We start from the raw sequence: 17,272 nt of genomic DNA, 5'->3' as shown, positions 1-17,272 counted from the left end.
TTCAGAAAACGGGTGAGACTGTGTCCAACCATTTTTTTCGACTGTTAACCGAGCTGTCCTCGCGCAAAACCGTGTCGAGAATCACCGGAGCGTTTGCGGAAGCCCGCATGAGCCGCAGGCTCATTCCCTGGTTCGCGCGCACCTACGGAATTCCTTTGGAGGATGCCGAAAAGGACTGGACGGAATACGGCTCGCTGAACGACTTCTTCACCAGAAGGCTGAAGCCCGGCCTGCGTCCCGTCGAAGCGGGCTCCGATGCGATCGTCAGCCCGGTCGATGCGCGGATCACCGGCATGGGACCGGTGCAGGACGGCCAGCTTCTGAACATCAAGGGACAGGATTACACCGTGGACGAGCTGCTTAACCATTCTCCGCGAATGATCAATTACCGCAACGGGTATTACCTCGTGCTTTATCTCAGTCCGACCGATTACCACCGCATCCACTGCCCGGCGGACGGACGGATTCTGGAGAAGGAACGCATCTCCGGGCGGGTCTACCCCGTGAACGAATTCGGCCTGCGCTACATGAAACGGGTGCTGAGCCGCAATGAGCGCCTCGTCACCTACCTGCACACCCCATACGGCGAGGTAGCCGTCGTCAAGGTCGGCGCTCTCAACGTCAGCGGAATCGTCTATGCAAGCCCGCTGCTCGAACAGCTTCACGCGGGCGACGAGCTGGCGTATTTTAAATTCGGTTCGACCGTGGTCCTCCTTCTCGAGAACGGAATCTTCGAGCCGCGCGCCGATCTGATGACCGGCAACGTCGTGAAGATGGGCGAACGGCTCGGCCGTCTTAGCCGGGCCGGAACGACTTCGCGCGAGGCTTAAGCGACCCGGAGGAGGAGACTGGATTGTCTTTGACCGCATCGAAAGCCGCCGCCCGCACGGCCGGCGATCCCACCGTTTACCGCGTCTTGTTTGCGATCAGTCTGGTGCATCTCCTGAACGATTCGATTCAGGCCGTCTTTCCGGCGATGAATCGCATCTTCCTGGAATCGCTGCATCTGTCTTATACCCAGCTCGGCTTCATCGCCTTCGGGCTCAATTTCACCGCCTCGATCATCCAGCCCATCGTCGGGATGTACACAGACCGCAAGCCGATGCCGCTCTTGCTTCCGCTCGGTATGGTGTCCACCTTGCTCGGCATGCTGCTGCTGGCCCTAACCCACAGCTATCCGATGGTGCTGCTGTCGGTTGTGCTGGTGGGGATCGGCTCCGCGGTCTTTCATCCGGAAGGCTCCCGGGTCGCCAACCTGGCGGCGGGTCCCCGGCGCGGACTCGCCCAATCGATCTTCCAGGTTGGCGGCAACGGCGGCCAGGCGCTTGCCCCGGTGTTCACCTTGTTCATCCTGCTTCCGCTCGGTCAACCGGGAGCGATCTGGTTCACCTTGGTTGCCGGACTCGCCGTGCTGGTCCAGTGCTATGTCGCCCGCTGGTACGGTAAGCAGCTGGCGCTCGGGGCGCGCAAGGCCCGTTCCTCGCGCCCGGTCGTCATGACGAAGGAACGTAAACGGCAGATCGCCGCAGCCTTGTGGCTGCTCATCTTCCTCGTCTTCGTCCGGTCGTGGTACCATGCGAGCATTCTGAATTTCTTTACCTCGTTCCTGGTGGAGCATCGGGGGTTGTCGGACAACGCATCGCAGTATTATCTGTTCGCCTTCCTCGGGGCGGGCGCCGTCGGAACCTTCGCGGGCGGGCCGCTCGCCGACCGGTTCGGCCGCAAGGCGGTGCTGTTCTTCTCGATGCTGGGGGCTGCGCCGTTCGCGCTCGCGCTGCCCTACGCTTCCGCGCCGGTGCAGTTCGTCCTGCTGTTGATCATCGGCTTCATCCTGCTGTCCAGCTTCTCCGTCGCCGTAGTCTACGCGCAGGAGCTGATTCCCGGCAAGATCGGCACCGTATCCGGCCTGATCACCGGCCTGGCTTTCGGGCTCGGAGCGGTCGGAGCCGTCGCGCTCGGCTCGCTGATCGACCTGACCAGCCTTCCGGCCGTCATGAAGGCCTGCTCCTTCCTGCCGCTGATCGGCGTGGTCACCTACTATCTGCCCTCCGACGCCAAGCTGCGCGAGTGGTCGGGGGATGCCCTCTCGTAAGCCGCGTCCCGCACAGCGCGAAAAAGCCCGCTTCCGCCGCATCCGGATGGTTCACCGGATCTGTCGCGAAAGCGGGCTTTTCTGTGTCGGCGGGGAGACGGCCGTCAGCGCGGCCCTCTGGCCCCCTCCCGGGCCGCCGCTTCCGACCTTTTCTCGGAAGCGGAGTCGAAGCGTTTGCGCTCCGTTCGCTCAATCTGCACGATCTTCCCGTCATGGACGATGATCTGCACGGCCCCGTATTCCATGCCGTTTAAGCTGGATAGAATCCGCTCGTTCCACTCGTCATCCACTTCAAGCGGTTTTGCCATGGTCCGGCCCCCTTCAAATAATGCGGCTCTTCGGTCCCGACTGGCCCACCAGCCAGTTCCGGGTCCGCTCGATGACCGCCGTTACGCTCTCTTCCGACGAGAAGGTATGGTTGGCGCCGGGAACGAGCTCTTTGTCGCAGCAGCCGTCCCGCCGGATGCGAAAGATCTTTTGATACAGGAAGCTGTAATCGACCGGAATCACCTCGTCGCCCGTGCCGTGGGCGAGGAGAATCGGCCCGTTGAACTTCCGGGCTTCCTGAAAGGGATGATGGGCGCTGAGCGAGCGGAAGAAGCCGGCGGTCAGCCCATACCCGAGATAGTCCGCCCGCCCCTCTGCGAGGGCCGACTCGTAGACGTCCTTGCCGACGATGCGCACGATATCGCCGAAGGGATTCGCGACCGGCGACCACAGCACCAGCTTGCTCACGCGCTTATCGACCGAAGCGGTCAGAATGGCGACGGCGCCGCCCAGGCTGTGGCCGAGCAGCGTGATGTCTTCTTTGTCGATGCCCGGCATAGCGAGCGCGTGATCGAGAACGGCGCGCGTCTCGGCCACCATCGCGTCAAGACCGCCCGCGCCGTAATCGCCTTCGCTCTCCCCGCACCCGGCGTAATCGAAGCGCAGGACGGCGTGTCCGGCCGCCGCCAACTCCCGCGCCGTCTTGACGAACAGGCGATCGACTCCGATCCGGCTGCCGACAAACCCGTGGCAGATGACGACGAGCGGGGTAAGCGCCGCGCCGCTCAGGCGCTCCTCTGGTTCCGGACGGTGCAAGGTCGCGGCGAGCGTCCATTCGCTATGGCGAATTTGAAATGTGGTCTCCATGGAAGTCCCTCTTTCTCCCGGATGGGCCGGATGGCATTTATTTATTAAATCCTTATTGGTTTACTTGGTATTACAACCATACCACTTCCCCGGCGCAGCGTCAATCCGCATTTCATGGATTTGATCGAAGCTTGGTCCGCGCCGCTCCCATCAATGAAAAGACCGCTATCCCAAGGAAGCGGCCGTTTTTTGTCTACGCCCCAAGCCCGACCCGGCCGACTGCCGAATCCGCCCGTTACCAACCCAATTCGGCCACGACGGCATGATGATCGGAAGCCTCCGTCGGCTGTACATAGGCGTAAGCCCGCGTCAACGGAAAATTGCAGTAGATGTGATCGATTTCCCGGCCGGAGCGTACCGTCGGCGCGAACGGCTCCGGGGTAACCTTGTTCCAGACGGGCTTCAGCATATCCATCAAGGGATGCTTCTCCCCCATATTGAAATCGCCCATCAGGACACAGCGGCCTTCCGTCTGCTTTAACAGGTTCAGCAGGAAGGGGAACTGCTGTGCCTTCTCGCGTTCCATCACGCCAAAATGCACGTTGACGAGGGTAAGCGGCTCCTCGGGAGTATCTACGCGAACCGAGAGGATGCTGCGCCGTTCGTTGACTCCCTGCAGATACAGAACTTGCTTATTCAGAACCGGATAGCGGGACAGAATCCCGTTGCCGTATTGAACGAATCCGAAATTGATGCTCGGGGAAAAGGCATGCTTCATCTCCAGCCTGCGGCCGATCCGCCGAAGCTGATCCTGGAAGTGGCTGCGCGGGTGGAAGCGGTCCACCTCTTGCAGGGCCGCCACATCCGCGCCGGAGCGGCGGACGTCCTCGGCGATCCGGCCGAGATCCAGAACGCCGTCCATGCCTTGGCCGTGATGAATATTGAAGGTCATCACTTTTAGACGCAACCGAAACCGCCTCCCTTCGCCCATCCCGCCGGGCTGCCGCCGATCATTCTATATTTACCCGGCCGAGCCGGATTTGTGCCGGGGACAGGAAAGAAAATGCCGAATGCTTCATACAAATGGAAAAATGGGCAAAAACCCGTTTCATTCTCCGCTCATGCGGGTAATAACAAGAATTAACCCTCTGTCATCCGCCTGCTGCGGCAAGGCGAGTCCTCAGGAGAGGAGGCTTGGTAAACCGTTCGCATCCGGCAGCCGGTCATGACGAAGGAGTGCATGAAGAGCTTCTATTCCAATCAGGTAAAGGAGACCTCCAGAATGAAACAAACTGCCCAAAAGCCGTTGACACTGCTGAAGGACCTGCAGACCGCGGATGTTTCCATGCTCCAGCTGACCCTTCACCTGGGCCTTTACCCGGAAGACAAGGTTGCCTTGGACCGTTACAACGAGCTTTCCCAAGCGAGACAACATGCCCGGAACCAGGCGGAAGCCGCTCTCGGCCCGCTGCGTTCTTATCATAACCCTTCTTACGCGAAGCACTGGGATTGGCACGAAGCCAACTGATTCGCTGTTCGCCGGCACCGTTGCCGGACCCGGCAAGGACGCAAAGCGCCGGATGAAAGCCGTCCGGTATCTAAGCTTATCAAAGTCGTCCCTTTGCCGCAAACGCCGCAAGGCAAACCTCTCCCCAATCATTCGGACCGCCCGGAGAACTTCTTGTTCCCGGACGGTCCTTTTTTTGCTATAGTGAAGCAAAATGATCGCCAAGGGGGAACGCGCATGCGCCGCAAGGAATTCTCCGTCGAAGAAGAGGAGGAGATCCGGGAGTTTCTGGCCGCTCAGAGCTTCGGCTACCTGGGAATGAACGGCTTGGAGGGCTGGCCGGAGATCGTTCCGCTCAACTATGTCTATTACGAAGGAAATCTGTTCTTTCACGGCAGCAAAGCGGGTCGCAAGATGGCCAACCTGGCTGCCGATCCCCGCGTCACCTTTGCCGTGGCCGAGGAATACGCCCTGATTCCTTCCTATTTCAGCGATCCCGAGCTCGCTTGTCCGGCAACCGCCTTTTTCAAATCGGTCCTCCTTCGCGGCGAAGCCCGTCCCGTGGATGACTTGCCCCGCAAGGCCGAGATTCTCGGCGCCTTCATGCGCAAGCTGCAGCCCGAAGGCGGCTACGCCCCGATCGACGCCTCCGATCCCCGCTACGCTTCCGCTCTCCGGGCCGTCGCGGTCGTGAAAATCGCCGTGACGGACATCAGCGCCAAGTTTAAATTCGGACAGAACCTGAAGGAAGGGCCGCGCGAGACGATTCAGGAGAAGCTGCGCGGGCGAGGACGGCCGCTGGATGCGGAGACGGCGGAGCTGATGGCCCGCTTCTGCCCGCATGCAAAGCGGAAATCCGAAGCTTGAATCCGCCGTACGGCGAAGTGACGCTTTACCGTGAAGATGCTATAATGGAGGCCGATATGCTAGCCCCCGAACGAACTCACCGGAAGGAAGGACGCCAACCCATGAACCCGCAGGCCGCAAAGTTGAATGAGACGCTCCGCGCAGGCAATCCCCACGTGTTCGAGATGCTATCGGACCTGGGACAAAACATTTACTTTCCCAAGCTGGGCATCCTCAGCCAATCGGCGGAAGCCAAGGCGAAAGCCGGCCGCTACAATGCCACGATCGGCACCGCTCTCGAAGGCGGTCAAGCCATGCACCTGGGCGTCATTCAAGATACCCTGTCCGCTTACGAGCCGAAGGACCTGTACGATTATGCTCCGGCTTCCGGCAAACCCGAGCTTCGAGCCGCTTGGAAAAAGAAAATGGTCGCCGACAATCCCTCTATGGAGGGCAAAGCGTTCAGCCATCCCATCGTGACGAACGCCCTCACCCACGGCCTCAGCATCGTGGCCGATCTGTTCGCGGGTCCCGGCGATGCGGTGATCATTCCCGATAAGAACTGGGAAAATTACGAGCTGACCTTCGGCGTCCGCCGGGGTGCCGAGATGGTGGAATACCCGCTCTATAACGGTGACGGGCGCTTTAACGACGAAGGGCTGAAGCAGGCCATTCTCGCGGCCGCCCCCCGCGGCAAAGCCATCGTCGTGCTGAACTTCCCCAATAACCCGACCGGCTACACGCCGGGCGCCGAGGAAGGCCGGGCCATCGTCGCGGCGGTCCGGGAAGGCGCCGAGGCCGGCATCAACCTCGTCGTGGTCACCGACGATGCTTACTTCGGCCTGTTCTTCGAGGACTCTCTGCACGAATCCGTTTTCGGCCAGCTGTGCGGCCTGCATCCCCGCATCCTGCCGATCAAGATCGACGGCGCGACGAAGGAAGAATACGCCTGGGGCTTCCGCGTCGGCTTCATCACCTACGGCAGCGACAGCACCGGCGTCCTGGAAGCGTTGGAGCAGAAGACGATGGGCATCATCCGCGCCACCATCTCCAGCGGCCCGCATCCCTCGCAGACCTTCGTTCTCCGGGCGCTGAACGCGCCGGGCTTCGAGGAACAGAGGCGGGAGAAGTTCGCCGTCATGAAGGGCCGCGCCAACCGGGTCAAGGAGGTCCTCGACAGCGGCAAGTACGAAGCCGCCTGGGACTACTACCCGTTTAACTCCGGCTACTTCATGTGCCTGAAGCTGAAGACGGTCGCCTCGGAGCCGCTGCGCCGGCATCTGCTCGAGCAATACGGCATCGGGACGATCGCCCTCGGCGATACCGATCTGCGCGTAGCCTTCTCGTGCATCGAGGAAGAGGCGGTTCCGGAGCTGTTCGATCTGATCCACCGGGGCGTGCTCGACCTGGAAGCGGCGAAGGACGCTTCCGCGCAAGCATAAACGGACTCCGCCCGTTCCTGTGCGGCACCGTCCCACCGTGTCCGCAAAAAAGTCTCTGCCTTCCCGCCCGAGGGATGGCAGAGACTTTTTAATAGCTGGGCTGTACCACTCCTCCCGTCGGGACGCTTCCGCTTTCAGCCCCGCGAGTGGCTTTGTCCGCTCTTTTCGAGTAAAGGAGACGTCAAGCGGCGAATCCGCTCAATGCCGGACCAGGGATCGCCTTGTCCCTCGTAGACGAGGGAGCAGATGCCGTCGAAACCGGAATCGGCCGCGAGCTCCAGACACCTGCGGAAATCCTCCTCGTCGATCCGGTCTCCTTCCCGGATCCGCGCTTTGGCATGGACCGTCTCCGCCCGGGGCAGCACGTAGTGCAGCTCGCGGTACTTGTCCTCCGGGAAATTGCCGAAATCGGCGGTGAAGCCGAGGCGTCCTTCGCAGCGGCCGAGCAGCGACAAGCAGTTGACGGCGGTCGAGCCGAGCCGGCCGATGTTCTCGATCACAAGCCGCACCCCAAGCTCCTCGGCGGCTTTGGACAGCTCGCGAAGCGCCTCTCCGGAGCGCTCCAGCGCCAGCTCGTCATCCGGCGGGGCTTCGCCCGGGCTGACTCGGACCCGCTTGGCTCCGGCAAGCGAAGCTCGGCCGAGCCATTCCCTCGTCCAGGCGATATCGGCATTGCGGCGGTAGAGATCGCCGCTCGACAGGTCGCCGTAATCGAGCAGGAGCGAGGCGAACTCCACTCCGGCGTCCGTGAACGCCTTCTCCACTTCCGTCAGATAACGCTCCGACGTATCGCGGAATTGGGCATAGCTCACTTCGGCGGCGGCAAAGCCTTTTTCCCGCAGCGCCTTCGGCAACTCCAAGAGCGACATCTCTTCCGGCGCGTCCTCCTCCGCCAATTTATGCGCTTGGGCTTCCTCGTCCCATTCGACGGTCCGCAGCGGACCGAGCACCTTTTGCAAACTCCATGTATTCAGTGACAGCTTGGTCATCGCAGATCCCTCCCGACAGGCTGGCTAGTCGAGTCCGCTTTTCTCGCCAGAGACGCCAAACGGCCCCGCCCCGATCGACCGGGCGGAAGCCGCTTATTCGAGCGGACCCTTACTCCTTCTTACACCTCGTTCGGGCCGTCTACGCAGTCCGTCTCTTCAGAACGGGCCGTGCCGATACTTTTTCAGCCAGGTCCGCGTCGCGAGAAACACCATGCGGACGCCGAGGACGATCCCGGTCACGACCCCCGTCATGGTCACGACGAGGGCGATGTACTGGAAGACGGAATAGTCGCGCAGCACACTCCAATCGATCACGGGGCCCTTCAAGTCCTCGATCACCTGGTTCATGCCGTAGATCCCGCTGATGACCGTGTAAACGGTGAAGATCATCACCAGATTCCCGGTGCGCCGGTCGGTGGTTTCGGCCTGATACTTGTAGAGGTCGTTGAGGGTCTGCTTGACCTCCTCGTACAAGCCGTTGTTGCCGAACAGACGGCGAAGCTGGATGAAGATTTCCCGGCCCTGGGATTGGGTGACGAGCTCCAGGAAAAAGTACTTGGACGAGAATTTGGTGATCTGGCCGATCAAATCCTCGATGTCGTCCGGGTTACGGTCATAGCGGACCGAGGAGTAGCAGTTGCTCAGCTTAAGCAGAACGATTTTGTGGAACAGGTTCAGCAGGAGGCCGTAATAGTACTCGCCGTACATCTGGTCGACCAGCATCTGCCGAAGCGACCCGCCCCGGCTGCTCAGGCAGCAGAAGGAGTTATCATCCATGGCGTAATACGTGTTGGGGGCCCAACGCTCGTAGGCGTGCTCGTCGAGGTAGGCATTGATGTAAGCCATGTTGCTCGAGCTGATGTTCGGCTTGCCCATGAGGCTGAGGCCGTCGATCCTCGCCGCCCGGTACAGGTCCTCCCGGTCGATCTCGGTGCCCTCCTCGAAGTTGTAGAACGCCTGGACAAACATCCGCTCGTCGACGAAGAACGGCATGGTTTCGAAATACGCCCCCGATTGCTCGGAGCTATCCAGAAACGGCAGCGTGCTTGCGGCCACCACCTTAAAGATAAAGTCCTCGACCTCTTTGTATACCTTTCCGCCGCACTCCAAGTAAGTGAGGTCGTCGGGCAGGCTGATGTCCTGCAGCACGCGGAACCGGTTGGCAAATTCCAGCGCCTCCGTGTAGAGAAGGTTTTCTTTGGTGATTTGGGTGCGGACGGTAATGAAGCCGAGCGAAAAGGGACACAGGAATACGTCGGCCGACAGGATGCGGAACGGCGTGCTGTTGTACAGGCTTTTCAGCACGCATTCCGTATCCATCCGGCGGGAGTACCGTTGAAAGGAATCCTCGTCCTCGCTGTGCGGAAACAGCACATTGCTGGTGAACGGCAGAAAGTAGCGCTCCATGTTGCGGTGCGAGACGCGGAACTCCGATCCGTAATAGCGCGATTCCAGCTCCAAATTCTCCAGCTGGAACCGCTCGAACCCGTCATCCAGAAGCTTCTGTTTGAATTCCTTCTGCATGCGGGGAATGATCGAGAACGGAAAGATGAAATCGATCAGCGCGTATTCCATTTTCTTTTCCCGCAGTACCGGCTTATCCATGATGCCCTCCACTGTTCCGTCATTCGTTCGCTTTAGGAGCGTTTGTCCCGCTCCTGCTTCTCTTTAAGCCATTTGGGCGCGCCCTTCGCTTTGCGGTCGCGATCTCGGGTGCTCTTGCTCCGCGGAGAATTTCCCGCGGCCGCCGCCCGCTTGGGCTTCTCCGGCGCAGACGCCTTCGGCTCCTCCGCCCGTTCGGCCGTTCGCGCCGGCCGAACGCTTGCGGTATTCGCCGGGCCGGCCGTCTTGGCCGAGGCGGGGTTAACCCGCTCCGGCTTGCCCGGACGTGCGGCGCTGCGGCTCGGACCGCGTCCGCCGCGCAGGTCTGCGGGAGCCAGCGACTGGCCGCCGTAGAGCTTGCGCTCCTCGAACGTAACGCCGAGCGCCTTGGCGTATTTGTCCACAATGAAGCGCTGACGCTCTGTCAGCAGGGAAATCACCGTACCGGTCCGTCCCATTCTTCCGGTCCGTCCGGCGCGGTGAACGTAATGCTCGGCATCGACCGGCAGGTCGAAATTGATGACATGGGTCACGCCGGGGAAATCCAGTCCGCGCGCCGCCACATCCGTGGCCAGCAGCAGCTGGAAACGGCCTTCGCGGAAGCCGTTCATCACCTTGGCCCGCTCCTGCTTGCCGGAATCCCCGTACAGCGCCTCGATCGACAAGCCGGTGAAGCGGATCTTGGCCGCCACCTCGGCGATGTCCTCCGTGTCGCCGATGAAGACGATCGCCGCCTTGGGATTGTAATGGCGAACCGCCCGGCGCAGAAGGTCGATCTTGTCGCGCTCGTCCCCCACCAGGTAGTAGTGGGTCAGTGTCGAAGCCGCCCGTTCCTCGGGCTTCACGGCAAGCTCCGCCGGCCCCTTCATCCACTTCCCGGCCAAGCTGCGGATCGCAGCGGTAATCGTCGCCGAGAAGAACAGAATCTGCCGGTCGCGCAGCGCGCTGCCGAGAATCTTGTCCACCTCGGCCTTGGAGCCGAGGTCGAACACCTGGTCCACCTCGTCGACGACGATGGACCGGACGCGGTGCAGGCTCAGCTTCCGCTTCGTGATCAGCTCCAGCACCCGTCCGGGCGTACCCACCACGAGCTGCGGATGCTGCTTCAGCTTCTCCAGTTGGCGGGACAGCGAGGCGCCGCCGATCAGCTGCTGAACACGCAGGCCGGTGCCCTCCGCCAGCTTCTCGGCTTCCTGGACAATCTGCATGCCGAGCTCGCGGGTCGGCACCAGAATGACGGCCTGGGTCGCCTTCGCGTCCTCCTCCAGGCGCGCCATCACCGGCAGCAGATAAGCCAGCGTCTTGCCGGTGCCCGTCTGCGATTGGGCAATGACGTCCCGGCCCTCCAGAATGACCGGAATCGCTTCTTCTTGAATCGGAGTCGGCTCGGTGATGCCGGCCTTCCGCATATTGTCGATAAACCGCCGGGGAAGCGGCCAGGTTTCGAATGCTGTTGTCATGTCTTGCACAAGCTCCTTTTGCCAATGTGAGTTCAGATGGCTCTATCATAGCATGAACACCCGGCTTCCGCATAAAACGCAGCAAAAAGCCCGGGGCGGCCAAGCCGCTGCGGCTGCCCTTCGGCAGACGGTCGGCCTGGGCTCCGGGCGGTGCGCAGCCGCAACCCGATCGCGGAACGGTCGCGGCTTGCGCTCTTCGCTTCCCTGAACAGGCGGAGGAGTCAACGTTAGACTTGACCGACCCAGCCGTCCTCCGCGGTGTTTGCCCAACGCTCGCGGATCTCGCGGATGATGCCGGGCGCGAGCGGGCCCTTTTCCAGCAGCGAGGCGTTCTGGCCCCATCGGTCGGGGTTGTTCGTGCCGACGATGGCCGTGCAGACGCCGTTCATTGCCAGCGTGAAGCGCAAAGCCGTCGCCACTGCGTCCTGCGGATGCTCCTGCAGGAAGCCGTAATCGAGCTTGCGGAGCCGTTTCCAATACTCCGTGGCGTATTCGTTCTTCGGCGGCTCCGCTCCGGAAGCCCAGGCGACATTGGCGATCGGCCGCTTGGCGACGATGCCCATCTCGCGCTCGCGCGCTTCCGGCAGGATCAGGTCGATGCCGCGCTGGTCGGCCAGGTTGACCGAGGTCTGCAGCGAATCGAATTCGCCGGTACGAATGGCGTACAAGGCCGCTTCGTTCTCGCCGCTGTAGCCGATGTAGCGAGTCTTGCCGGCCTCCTTGGCCCGCTTCAGCACCTCGATTACCTCTCCCCGCTTCAGCACTTCCTCGGAGCAGCTGTGCAGATGGATCAGATCGACATAGTCGGTCTTCAGCCGCTTGAGGCTGCGGTCGATGGATTCGGCCAGCAGCTTCGGGTCCCAGTCTTCATATGGAAGCCCCGCCGCATGGCCGCATTTGGTGAACAGGTAGTAGTCCTGCCGCCGGCCGGAGACGGCTTGGCCGATCAGCTCCTCGCTGTTGCCGTAGCATTCCGCCGTATCGATGACGTTCAATCCGGCGTCGATGGCGCTGCCGAGCAGCCGGTCGACCTGCTTCGCCGCTTCCGGATCGCCCGGCTGAAGCGAACCGATCTCCGCTCCGCCGAAGCCGAGCACGCTGACCATCATATCGGTCTTGCCGAATTTCCTCTTCTCCATCTTCATTCCCTCCTCCGGTTTCATAAGCCAGATTGCCACACGCGGGTTCATTACCTTTTTACCCGTCCTGCGCAGCTTGACTCCCGTTTCTCTTCTGCGCGCCGGCCCTGTCCCATGCGAGTCGTCCGGTTTTCCCGCCCGGACGGTTTTTTTGGTATGATGGAGGGATAGGAAACCCGTTTCCCCATTCAACCCGAAAAGGATGGATCATCCGTGCCTGGCTATATCATCGACCTGGACGGCACCCTGTATGCCGGAACCGAACCGATTCCCGAAGCCGCCCCCTTCCTGGCCAAGCTGAAGGAAGAAGGCTCGCCTTACCTGTTCGTCACCAACAATTCCTCCCGCACCCCCGAAGAAGTGGCCCGCCACCTTCGGGAGGTCGCAAGGATTCCCGCCGAGCCGGAGGACGTGCTCACCTCCGCTCAGGCCGCCGCCCGCTATCAGGCGGACGCGGCTCCCGGCAGCCGCGTCTACGCCATCGGCGAGGCCGGATTGCTCCGGGCGTTGAAGGCGGCCGGCCTCGTCCTCGTGGACGATCCCGCCGCCGAGCCTCCGGACGCGGTCATCCAGGGCATCGACCGCGCCTTCAGCTACGCCAAGCTGCATGCGGCGAGCGCGGCGATCCGCGCCGGGGCGGCGTTCATCGCCACGAACCCCGATCTGCAGCTGCCCACGGAGCTCGGGCTGACGCCGGGCTCCGGTTCGCTCGCGGCCGCGATCCGCGCCGCATCCGGCCGCGAGCCGGTCTGGATCGGCAAGCCTTCGCCGATCATCATGGACTATGCGGTGCAGAAGCTCGGCCTGCCGCCGGGCGAGATCTGGGTGGTGGGCGATAACCTGCGCACCGATATCGCCGGCGGCCTGGCGGCCGGCTGCCGGACCGCCTGGGTGCTCACCGGCATCGCCGCCGGTACGGACCCGGACGAGCAGATGCGCTCGGCCGGAGTCCGGCCGGAAGCGATTCTGCGGCATCTGCTGGACTGGCCGGACGGAGCGTAAGGCGATTTCTTCATAAAATGTTGAAAATGCCCTCATTGCGGGGGATCGGCCCATCCCCTATAATACAAATAACGAAAAGAATTATTTATGAAGCCCAAAATCATAATAATCAATGATTATAGGCAAGGGAGGCTGCTGCTTGAATATCAACCAATTGGAAACCCTGATCACCATCTCCAAAACCATGAGCTTTCGTAAAGCGGGCGAGCTGCTGAACCTGACGCAGCCGGCTGTATCGGCTCAGATCAAGAGCCTCGAAGACGAGTTCAGCACGGTCCTGGTCGACCGCAACCAGCCGGTTACCCTGACGGACAGCGGCCGGGTCTTCCTCGAGCACGCCTACCGGATTCTGCACACGGTGGAAGATCTGAAGCAGCGGCTGGCGGACATGGAGAACACGCCGCAGGGCAATATCAGCGTCGGCACCACCGCATCGATCGCCGTCCAGATTTTGCCGCGGGTCCTGTCTTATTTTCAGAACCAGTACCCGCTCATCAAGCCGTCGATCCATTCGATGACCTCCTCGCAGATTCTGAGCGCCGTCGAGAACGGCAGCGTCGACATCGGCATCTCGTACCTGTTCGACAAGAGCTCGACCGTGGAAACCTCCGTGCTCTACTATGACACCTTCGAGCTGGTCGTCTCGCCGAACCATCCGCTCGCCTCGGTCGGGCACGCGACCGCCAACGACCTGCATCACCTGCCGCTCATCCTGATGACGCCGGGCACGGCGGTCCGCCGGTTTACCGACAAGCTGTTCCGGGAGCTGGAGATCAACCCCCAGGTCGTCATGGAGCTGTCCAGCAGCGAGGAAGTCAAACGGGTCGTGGAGCTGAACCTCGGCGCCGCGATCATCGCCAAGAACACCGTCGCAAGCGAGCTGCGCATGGGAACCCTGCGGCTCGTGAACCTCGACGAGATCGAAACGAGCCAGCCGGTCGTCGTGATGTATAAGACAGGCCGCTACCTGAGCTCCGCCATGCTCCAGTTCCTGAACGATCTGAAGGGCATGCCCCAGACCCAGTTTCTCGGCAGCGAATAAAGGGAGGTCCTCTACGTTTTGAAATTCGATCTGCATACCCATCATGAGCGCTGCGGCCACGCAGACGGCATTATCCGCGATTATATCGAATCGGCCATCGCCAAGGGCCTTCAGGTGATCGGCATCTCCGACCACTCCCCTTACTTTGCCCGCGAGGAGGATCAACCCGCACCGGGCTTGGCGATGGCCAAGAGCGAGTTCACCGCCTATATCTCCGAAGTTCTGAAGCTGCGGGAAGAATATCGCGGCCGGATCGAGGTATTGCTCGGCATGGAGTCGGACTTTTACCCGAAGCATGCGGAGCTGTACCGCGATGCGTTCGCGCCTTACCCGTTCGACTACATCATCGGCTCGGTCCACCAGACGGAGGACGGGGTCGGCATCTTCAACCGGAACCGGTGGAGCGGGCTGTCCGACTTTGAGAAGGCGCAGGTCAAGGAAGGCTATTACCGGTTGATCCGGCAGTCTGCGGAAAGCGGGCTGTTCCAGGTCCTCGGGCACACCGACGGATTGAAGGGCTACTTTCCCGAATTCTCCGCCATTCCGTCCAAGGCGCTCGACGAAGCGCTCGCCGCCATTGGAAAGGCCGGCGTTGCCATCGAGGTCAACACCTCCGGCAAGACCAAGGACTGCGGCGGCTGGTACCCGTCCGACGAGATGCTGGAGCGGGCCTTCTATTATCACATTCCGATCACCTTCGGCTCGGATTCGCATCACCCCTCCCGGATCGGCGACGAATTTGAGCAGGTTCAGCAGAAGCTGCGCGAGATCGGCTACCGCGATTGGGTCTTCTTCCGGCAAAAGGTCATGCAGCGGGTTCCGCTGTAGGCGGGGTTTGTAAAGCTGGCCTTTAAGGAAGGCCTTACAGGATTGTCTGACTTATCAACGTCTTTCCATCACCTTTCGAAACACGACTGCCTTACAAAGAACGCCCTCCGCTCGGTTTAGCGGGGGGCGTTCTTGTCTTTGCGGGTGTACAGGTACGATGTTAAACACGTTCAAAGATAGTGCTATTCCTCTAAAATTACATTCGTACATACTACCGACAACCATGGTTTTGAATAATCTGCGGTAAAAATGCCCACCCTGATTTGTTTATCCGTGATTGTCTCTTGCTCTGACAGTTCTTTAATAAGAACAATCGTAAAGAGACTGTCGATGTTAACCTTGTTACTGAGTAAAGGAAGTTCTGTGTTAAGTTGAAAATCTGCTCTTATGCATTCTTTGAAGACAAGCTTTAATACTCTGGTAGTATCCCTCCCTTCTTGCAAATCCCAATAATAATCAACATTCACAATCAAATCGATGAGATTATCGGCCCACTTCACTTCCGTGACAATACTGTCCGTAAAATCAAAATTTTGCAGAATATCATGCAAACCAGATTCCAGCATTTTTATCTCCCCTACTTTCTCAAATAAAGAAGTGCAACTTTTTGGCTTCCCATAGAATTAAGGGGGTATTGTTCAGTTGTGTTCAATCTTGGAAATAACCGTAGAAGTAAAGTCATTTAGCCATTCAAGGTTCCTATTGAATCTAATCATTAAGATAATATATTTTTATATCATGGCGTAATTTATTAAGCAGTTCATTTTCACCTAGTGAAACGGGATAAATATCTCCATCCTCAAACACATTATTAACCGCTTCATCATAACTATTGGCAAATTCAATAACATATGAACTAAAACCCTTTATAAAGCTTATCTTGCAATATATTTCGTTATGGCGCATCAGTGAATTACCATTTAGGAATACCTTTTTAAATTCATTTCTAGGAATATTTGCTCAATTTTTTGATGTAGCTCCATAAGTTCACCGCATCCTATTAAATTGCCTTGCGTATCATAACGTTGTGTACCTGTTTTTCCTGATGATTTCTCCGTGGTATCTACTTCCAGGATGGTATTGCAGTATTCTATCACCACCGCAATTAACTTTAAACCACCACCATCTTCAAAAACTTTTCGTGAAAATGAGGTTTCAGACACGCCCTAGTTCGAACTGAAAAGAACGCCCTCCGCTCAGTTTAGCGGGGGGTGTTCTTGTCTTCGCAGGCTGTACTTTAGAAATACAGCAATCTACTTTAGCTAGCAACTTCCCAGAAAACATCAAAAGCCACAATATCGATCTTCCCAACATCACCGTTGTCCGTAACAATAATTTCGACAATACCACTTTCATCCTGAATTTTTACTTCAAGAATTTCATTACTGTCACTCATAAACGACGGAGGGTCGATTTGAAACGAGTCAACACCCGTGAAGATTAATAAACCTTTCTGCATTTCAGGTTCAGATTCATTGTAATAAACTTGCTTCCACAGACAGAACTCCAATTCAATTCTAACTTTTTTCTCATAGGGAAGATATTCAATATTCTCAATAATGCTGTCATGCAAGTCGTATGTAATCAAAAATTCAATTGGTTTAATATTAACACCTCCTAATATGGCAAGATGTGAGATGCTCTTGAGCCTTTAGCAACAGGATTGCTGTTAACATCAAGAGAATAATCTGCTTTCGTAGACCCATCACGATTGTATATGTGACAATGGTCCTTTCCTTCAAATCCATTTGCCCCAGGTTTGCCGGGGTCAAATCTTACTCTCATTCCAGTTTCAGGTTCAATGTATTCCCTCGAACTTGTATTTTTGGCCATCCCCTCTGGTGTTACACCTTTCCATCCATTCTTAATCAATGGCATACGGAAAGTCATATGTCATTAACTTACATCGAGAGAAGTAAACCTCCTGTGTGTGAGCATAAAGGGTATCTAGCAGTCGGTGAAACTTATTCAAATAGTCAGGATTCGTTTAAAGTGTGTACTCCCTTGACTTCTTCTAATAACAAGTCTGATACCGCAAGTACAAGTAAGCATCTCCCATGCCCAAATTCCAATGATATTCATATCCTTTATGACGGATGACGAATCAATCTCGGAATGACAATGCTATTCGGTTGTAGAAATCTACCGTTACATTTGATACTGAACAGCTATCTTATCTACAGAAAGTTGTACGTTGTTCATAGTTCCCCCACTGGCAAAACTTTTGACGGATTTACCACTTGTATTAT

The 17,272-nt window shown here is 58.5% G+C and carries 18 protein-coding genes; 8 read left to right on the top strand and 10 right to left on the bottom strand.

Going from position 1 to position 17,272, the window contains the following annotated elements; genetic code table 11:
- Positions 1-20: 20 nt before the first annotated feature.
- Together asd and ACSEXS_RS16040 are read left to right on the top strand one after the other, a co-directional pair.
- The gene (asd, locus tag ACSEXS_RS16045) at positions 21-830 is read left to right on the top strand and encodes an archaetidylserine decarboxylase (protein ID WP_438434246.1); all 810 of its coding nucleotides are present in this window, start codon (positions 21-23) and stop codon (positions 828-830) included.
- A gap of 29 nt (positions 831-859) precedes the next feature.
- Complete coding sequence (locus ACSEXS_RS16040) at positions 860-2,092, top strand: MFS transporter (protein ID WP_438434245.1); 1,233 nt, start codon at positions 860-862, stop codon at positions 2,090-2,092.
- Between the two features lie 104 nt (positions 2,093-2,196).
- Here the strand turns inward: ACSEXS_RS16040 and ACSEXS_RS16035 are convergent, their stop codons facing one another.
- The 3 genes from ACSEXS_RS16035 to ACSEXS_RS16025 all read right to left on the bottom strand — a co-directional run bounded on the left by ACSEXS_RS16035 (position 2,197) and on the right by ACSEXS_RS16025 (position 4,133).
- A complete protein-coding gene (locus tag ACSEXS_RS16035) occupies positions 2,197-2,400 on the bottom strand; it encodes a YezD family protein (RefSeq protein ID WP_438434244.1) in 204 nt (67 codons plus the stop codon).
- A 13-nt stretch (positions 2,401-2,413) separates the two neighbouring features.
- Positions 2,414-3,226, bottom strand: a complete 813-nt coding sequence (locus tag ACSEXS_RS16030; protein WP_438434243.1) for an alpha/beta hydrolase family protein — start codon at positions 3,224-3,226, stop codon at positions 2,414-2,416.
- Positions 3,227-3,461: 235 nt separating this feature from the next.
- Positions 3,462-4,133, bottom strand: a complete 672-nt coding sequence (locus ACSEXS_RS16025) for an endonuclease/exonuclease/phosphatase family protein (RefSeq protein ID WP_438434242.1) — start codon at positions 4,131-4,133, stop codon at positions 3,462-3,464.
- Positions 4,134-4,448: 315 nt separating this feature from the next.
- Between ACSEXS_RS16025 and ACSEXS_RS16020 the strand changes: the two genes are divergently transcribed.
- The 3 genes from ACSEXS_RS16020 to ACSEXS_RS16010 all read left to right on the top strand — a co-directional run bounded on the left by ACSEXS_RS16020 (position 4,449) and on the right by ACSEXS_RS16010 (position 6,961).
- A complete protein-coding gene (locus tag ACSEXS_RS16020) occupies positions 4,449-4,694 on the top strand; it encodes a spore coat protein CotJB (RefSeq protein ID WP_438434241.1) in 246 nt (81 codons plus the stop codon).
- Positions 4,695-4,910: 216 nt separating this feature from the next.
- The gene (locus ACSEXS_RS16015) at positions 4,911-5,540 is read left to right on the top strand and encodes a pyridoxamine 5'-phosphate oxidase family protein (protein ID WP_438434240.1); all 630 of its coding nucleotides are present in this window, start codon (positions 4,911-4,913) and stop codon (positions 5,538-5,540) included.
- A gap of 101 nt (positions 5,541-5,641) precedes the next feature.
- Complete coding sequence (locus tag ACSEXS_RS16010; RefSeq protein ID WP_438434239.1) at positions 5,642-6,961, top strand: aminotransferase class I/II-fold pyridoxal phosphate-dependent enzyme; 1,320 nt, start codon at positions 5,642-5,644, stop codon at positions 6,959-6,961.
- Between the two features lie 134 nt (positions 6,962-7,095).
- Here ACSEXS_RS16010 and ACSEXS_RS16005 read toward each other — a convergent pair whose 3' ends face one another.
- The 4 genes from ACSEXS_RS16005 to ACSEXS_RS15990 all read right to left on the bottom strand — a co-directional run bounded on the left by ACSEXS_RS16005 (position 7,096) and on the right by ACSEXS_RS15990 (position 12,151).
- On the bottom strand, positions 7,096-7,950 hold the full coding sequence (locus tag ACSEXS_RS16005; protein WP_438434238.1) for a sugar phosphate isomerase/epimerase family protein: 855 nt from the start codon (positions 7,948-7,950) through the stop codon (positions 7,096-7,098).
- A 156-nt stretch (positions 7,951-8,106) separates the two neighbouring features.
- Positions 8,107-9,555: a hypothetical protein gene (locus ACSEXS_RS16000; protein WP_438434237.1), complete on the bottom strand. Its 1,449-nt coding sequence runs from the start codon at positions 9,553-9,555 to the stop codon at positions 8,107-8,109.
- A gap of 32 nt (positions 9,556-9,587) precedes the next feature.
- A complete protein-coding gene (locus ACSEXS_RS15995; RefSeq protein ID WP_438434236.1) occupies positions 9,588-11,012 on the bottom strand; it encodes a DEAD/DEAH box helicase in 1,425 nt (474 codons plus the stop codon).
- A gap of 227 nt (positions 11,013-11,239) precedes the next feature.
- Positions 11,240-12,151: an aldo/keto reductase gene (locus tag ACSEXS_RS15990; RefSeq protein WP_438434235.1), complete on the bottom strand. Its 912-nt coding sequence runs from the start codon at positions 12,149-12,151 to the stop codon at positions 11,240-11,242.
- A 213-nt stretch (positions 12,152-12,364) separates the two neighbouring features.
- Between ACSEXS_RS15990 and ACSEXS_RS15985 the strand changes: the two genes are divergently transcribed.
- The 3 genes from ACSEXS_RS15985 to ACSEXS_RS15975 all read left to right on the top strand — a co-directional run bounded on the left by ACSEXS_RS15985 (position 12,365) and on the right by ACSEXS_RS15975 (position 15,023).
- The gene (locus tag ACSEXS_RS15985) at positions 12,365-13,153 is read left to right on the top strand and encodes a TIGR01457 family HAD-type hydrolase (RefSeq protein WP_438434234.1); all 789 of its coding nucleotides are present in this window, start codon (positions 12,365-12,367) and stop codon (positions 13,151-13,153) included.
- Between the two features lie 139 nt (positions 13,154-13,292).
- Complete coding sequence (locus ACSEXS_RS15980; protein ID WP_438434233.1) at positions 13,293-14,195, top strand: LysR family transcriptional regulator; 903 nt, start codon at positions 13,293-13,295, stop codon at positions 14,193-14,195.
- 18 nt (positions 14,196-14,213) lie between these two features.
- A complete protein-coding gene (locus tag ACSEXS_RS15975; protein ID WP_438434232.1) occupies positions 14,214-15,023 on the top strand; it encodes a histidinol-phosphatase in 810 nt (269 codons plus the stop codon).
- Between the two features lie 182 nt (positions 15,024-15,205).
- Here ACSEXS_RS15975 and ACSEXS_RS15970 read toward each other — a convergent pair whose 3' ends face one another.
- The 3 genes from ACSEXS_RS15970 to ACSEXS_RS15960 form a co-directional block, all read right to left on the bottom strand.
- Positions 15,206-15,589, bottom strand: a complete 384-nt coding sequence (locus ACSEXS_RS15970) for a hypothetical protein (protein ID WP_438434231.1) — start codon at positions 15,587-15,589, stop codon at positions 15,206-15,208.
- 354 nt (positions 15,590-15,943) lie between these two features.
- Positions 15,944-16,186 carry a hypothetical protein gene (locus ACSEXS_RS15965; protein ID WP_438434230.1) on the bottom strand — a complete coding sequence of 81 codons (243 nt, stop codon included), beginning with the start codon at positions 16,184-16,186 and terminating at the stop codon, positions 15,944-15,946.
- 95 nt (positions 16,187-16,281) lie between these two features.
- Complete coding sequence (locus tag ACSEXS_RS15960; protein WP_438434229.1) at positions 16,282-16,596, bottom strand: hypothetical protein; 315 nt, start codon at positions 16,594-16,596, stop codon at positions 16,282-16,284.
- Between the last annotated feature and the right edge of the window lie 676 nt (positions 16,597-17,272).

It is taken from the genome of Gorillibacterium terrae, from assembly GCF_051594785.1.
Classification (GTDB): Bacteria; Bacillota; Bacilli; order Paenibacillales; family NBRC-103111; genus Gorillibacterium.
This window is presented reverse-complemented; position numbering and strand designations above follow the sequence as displayed.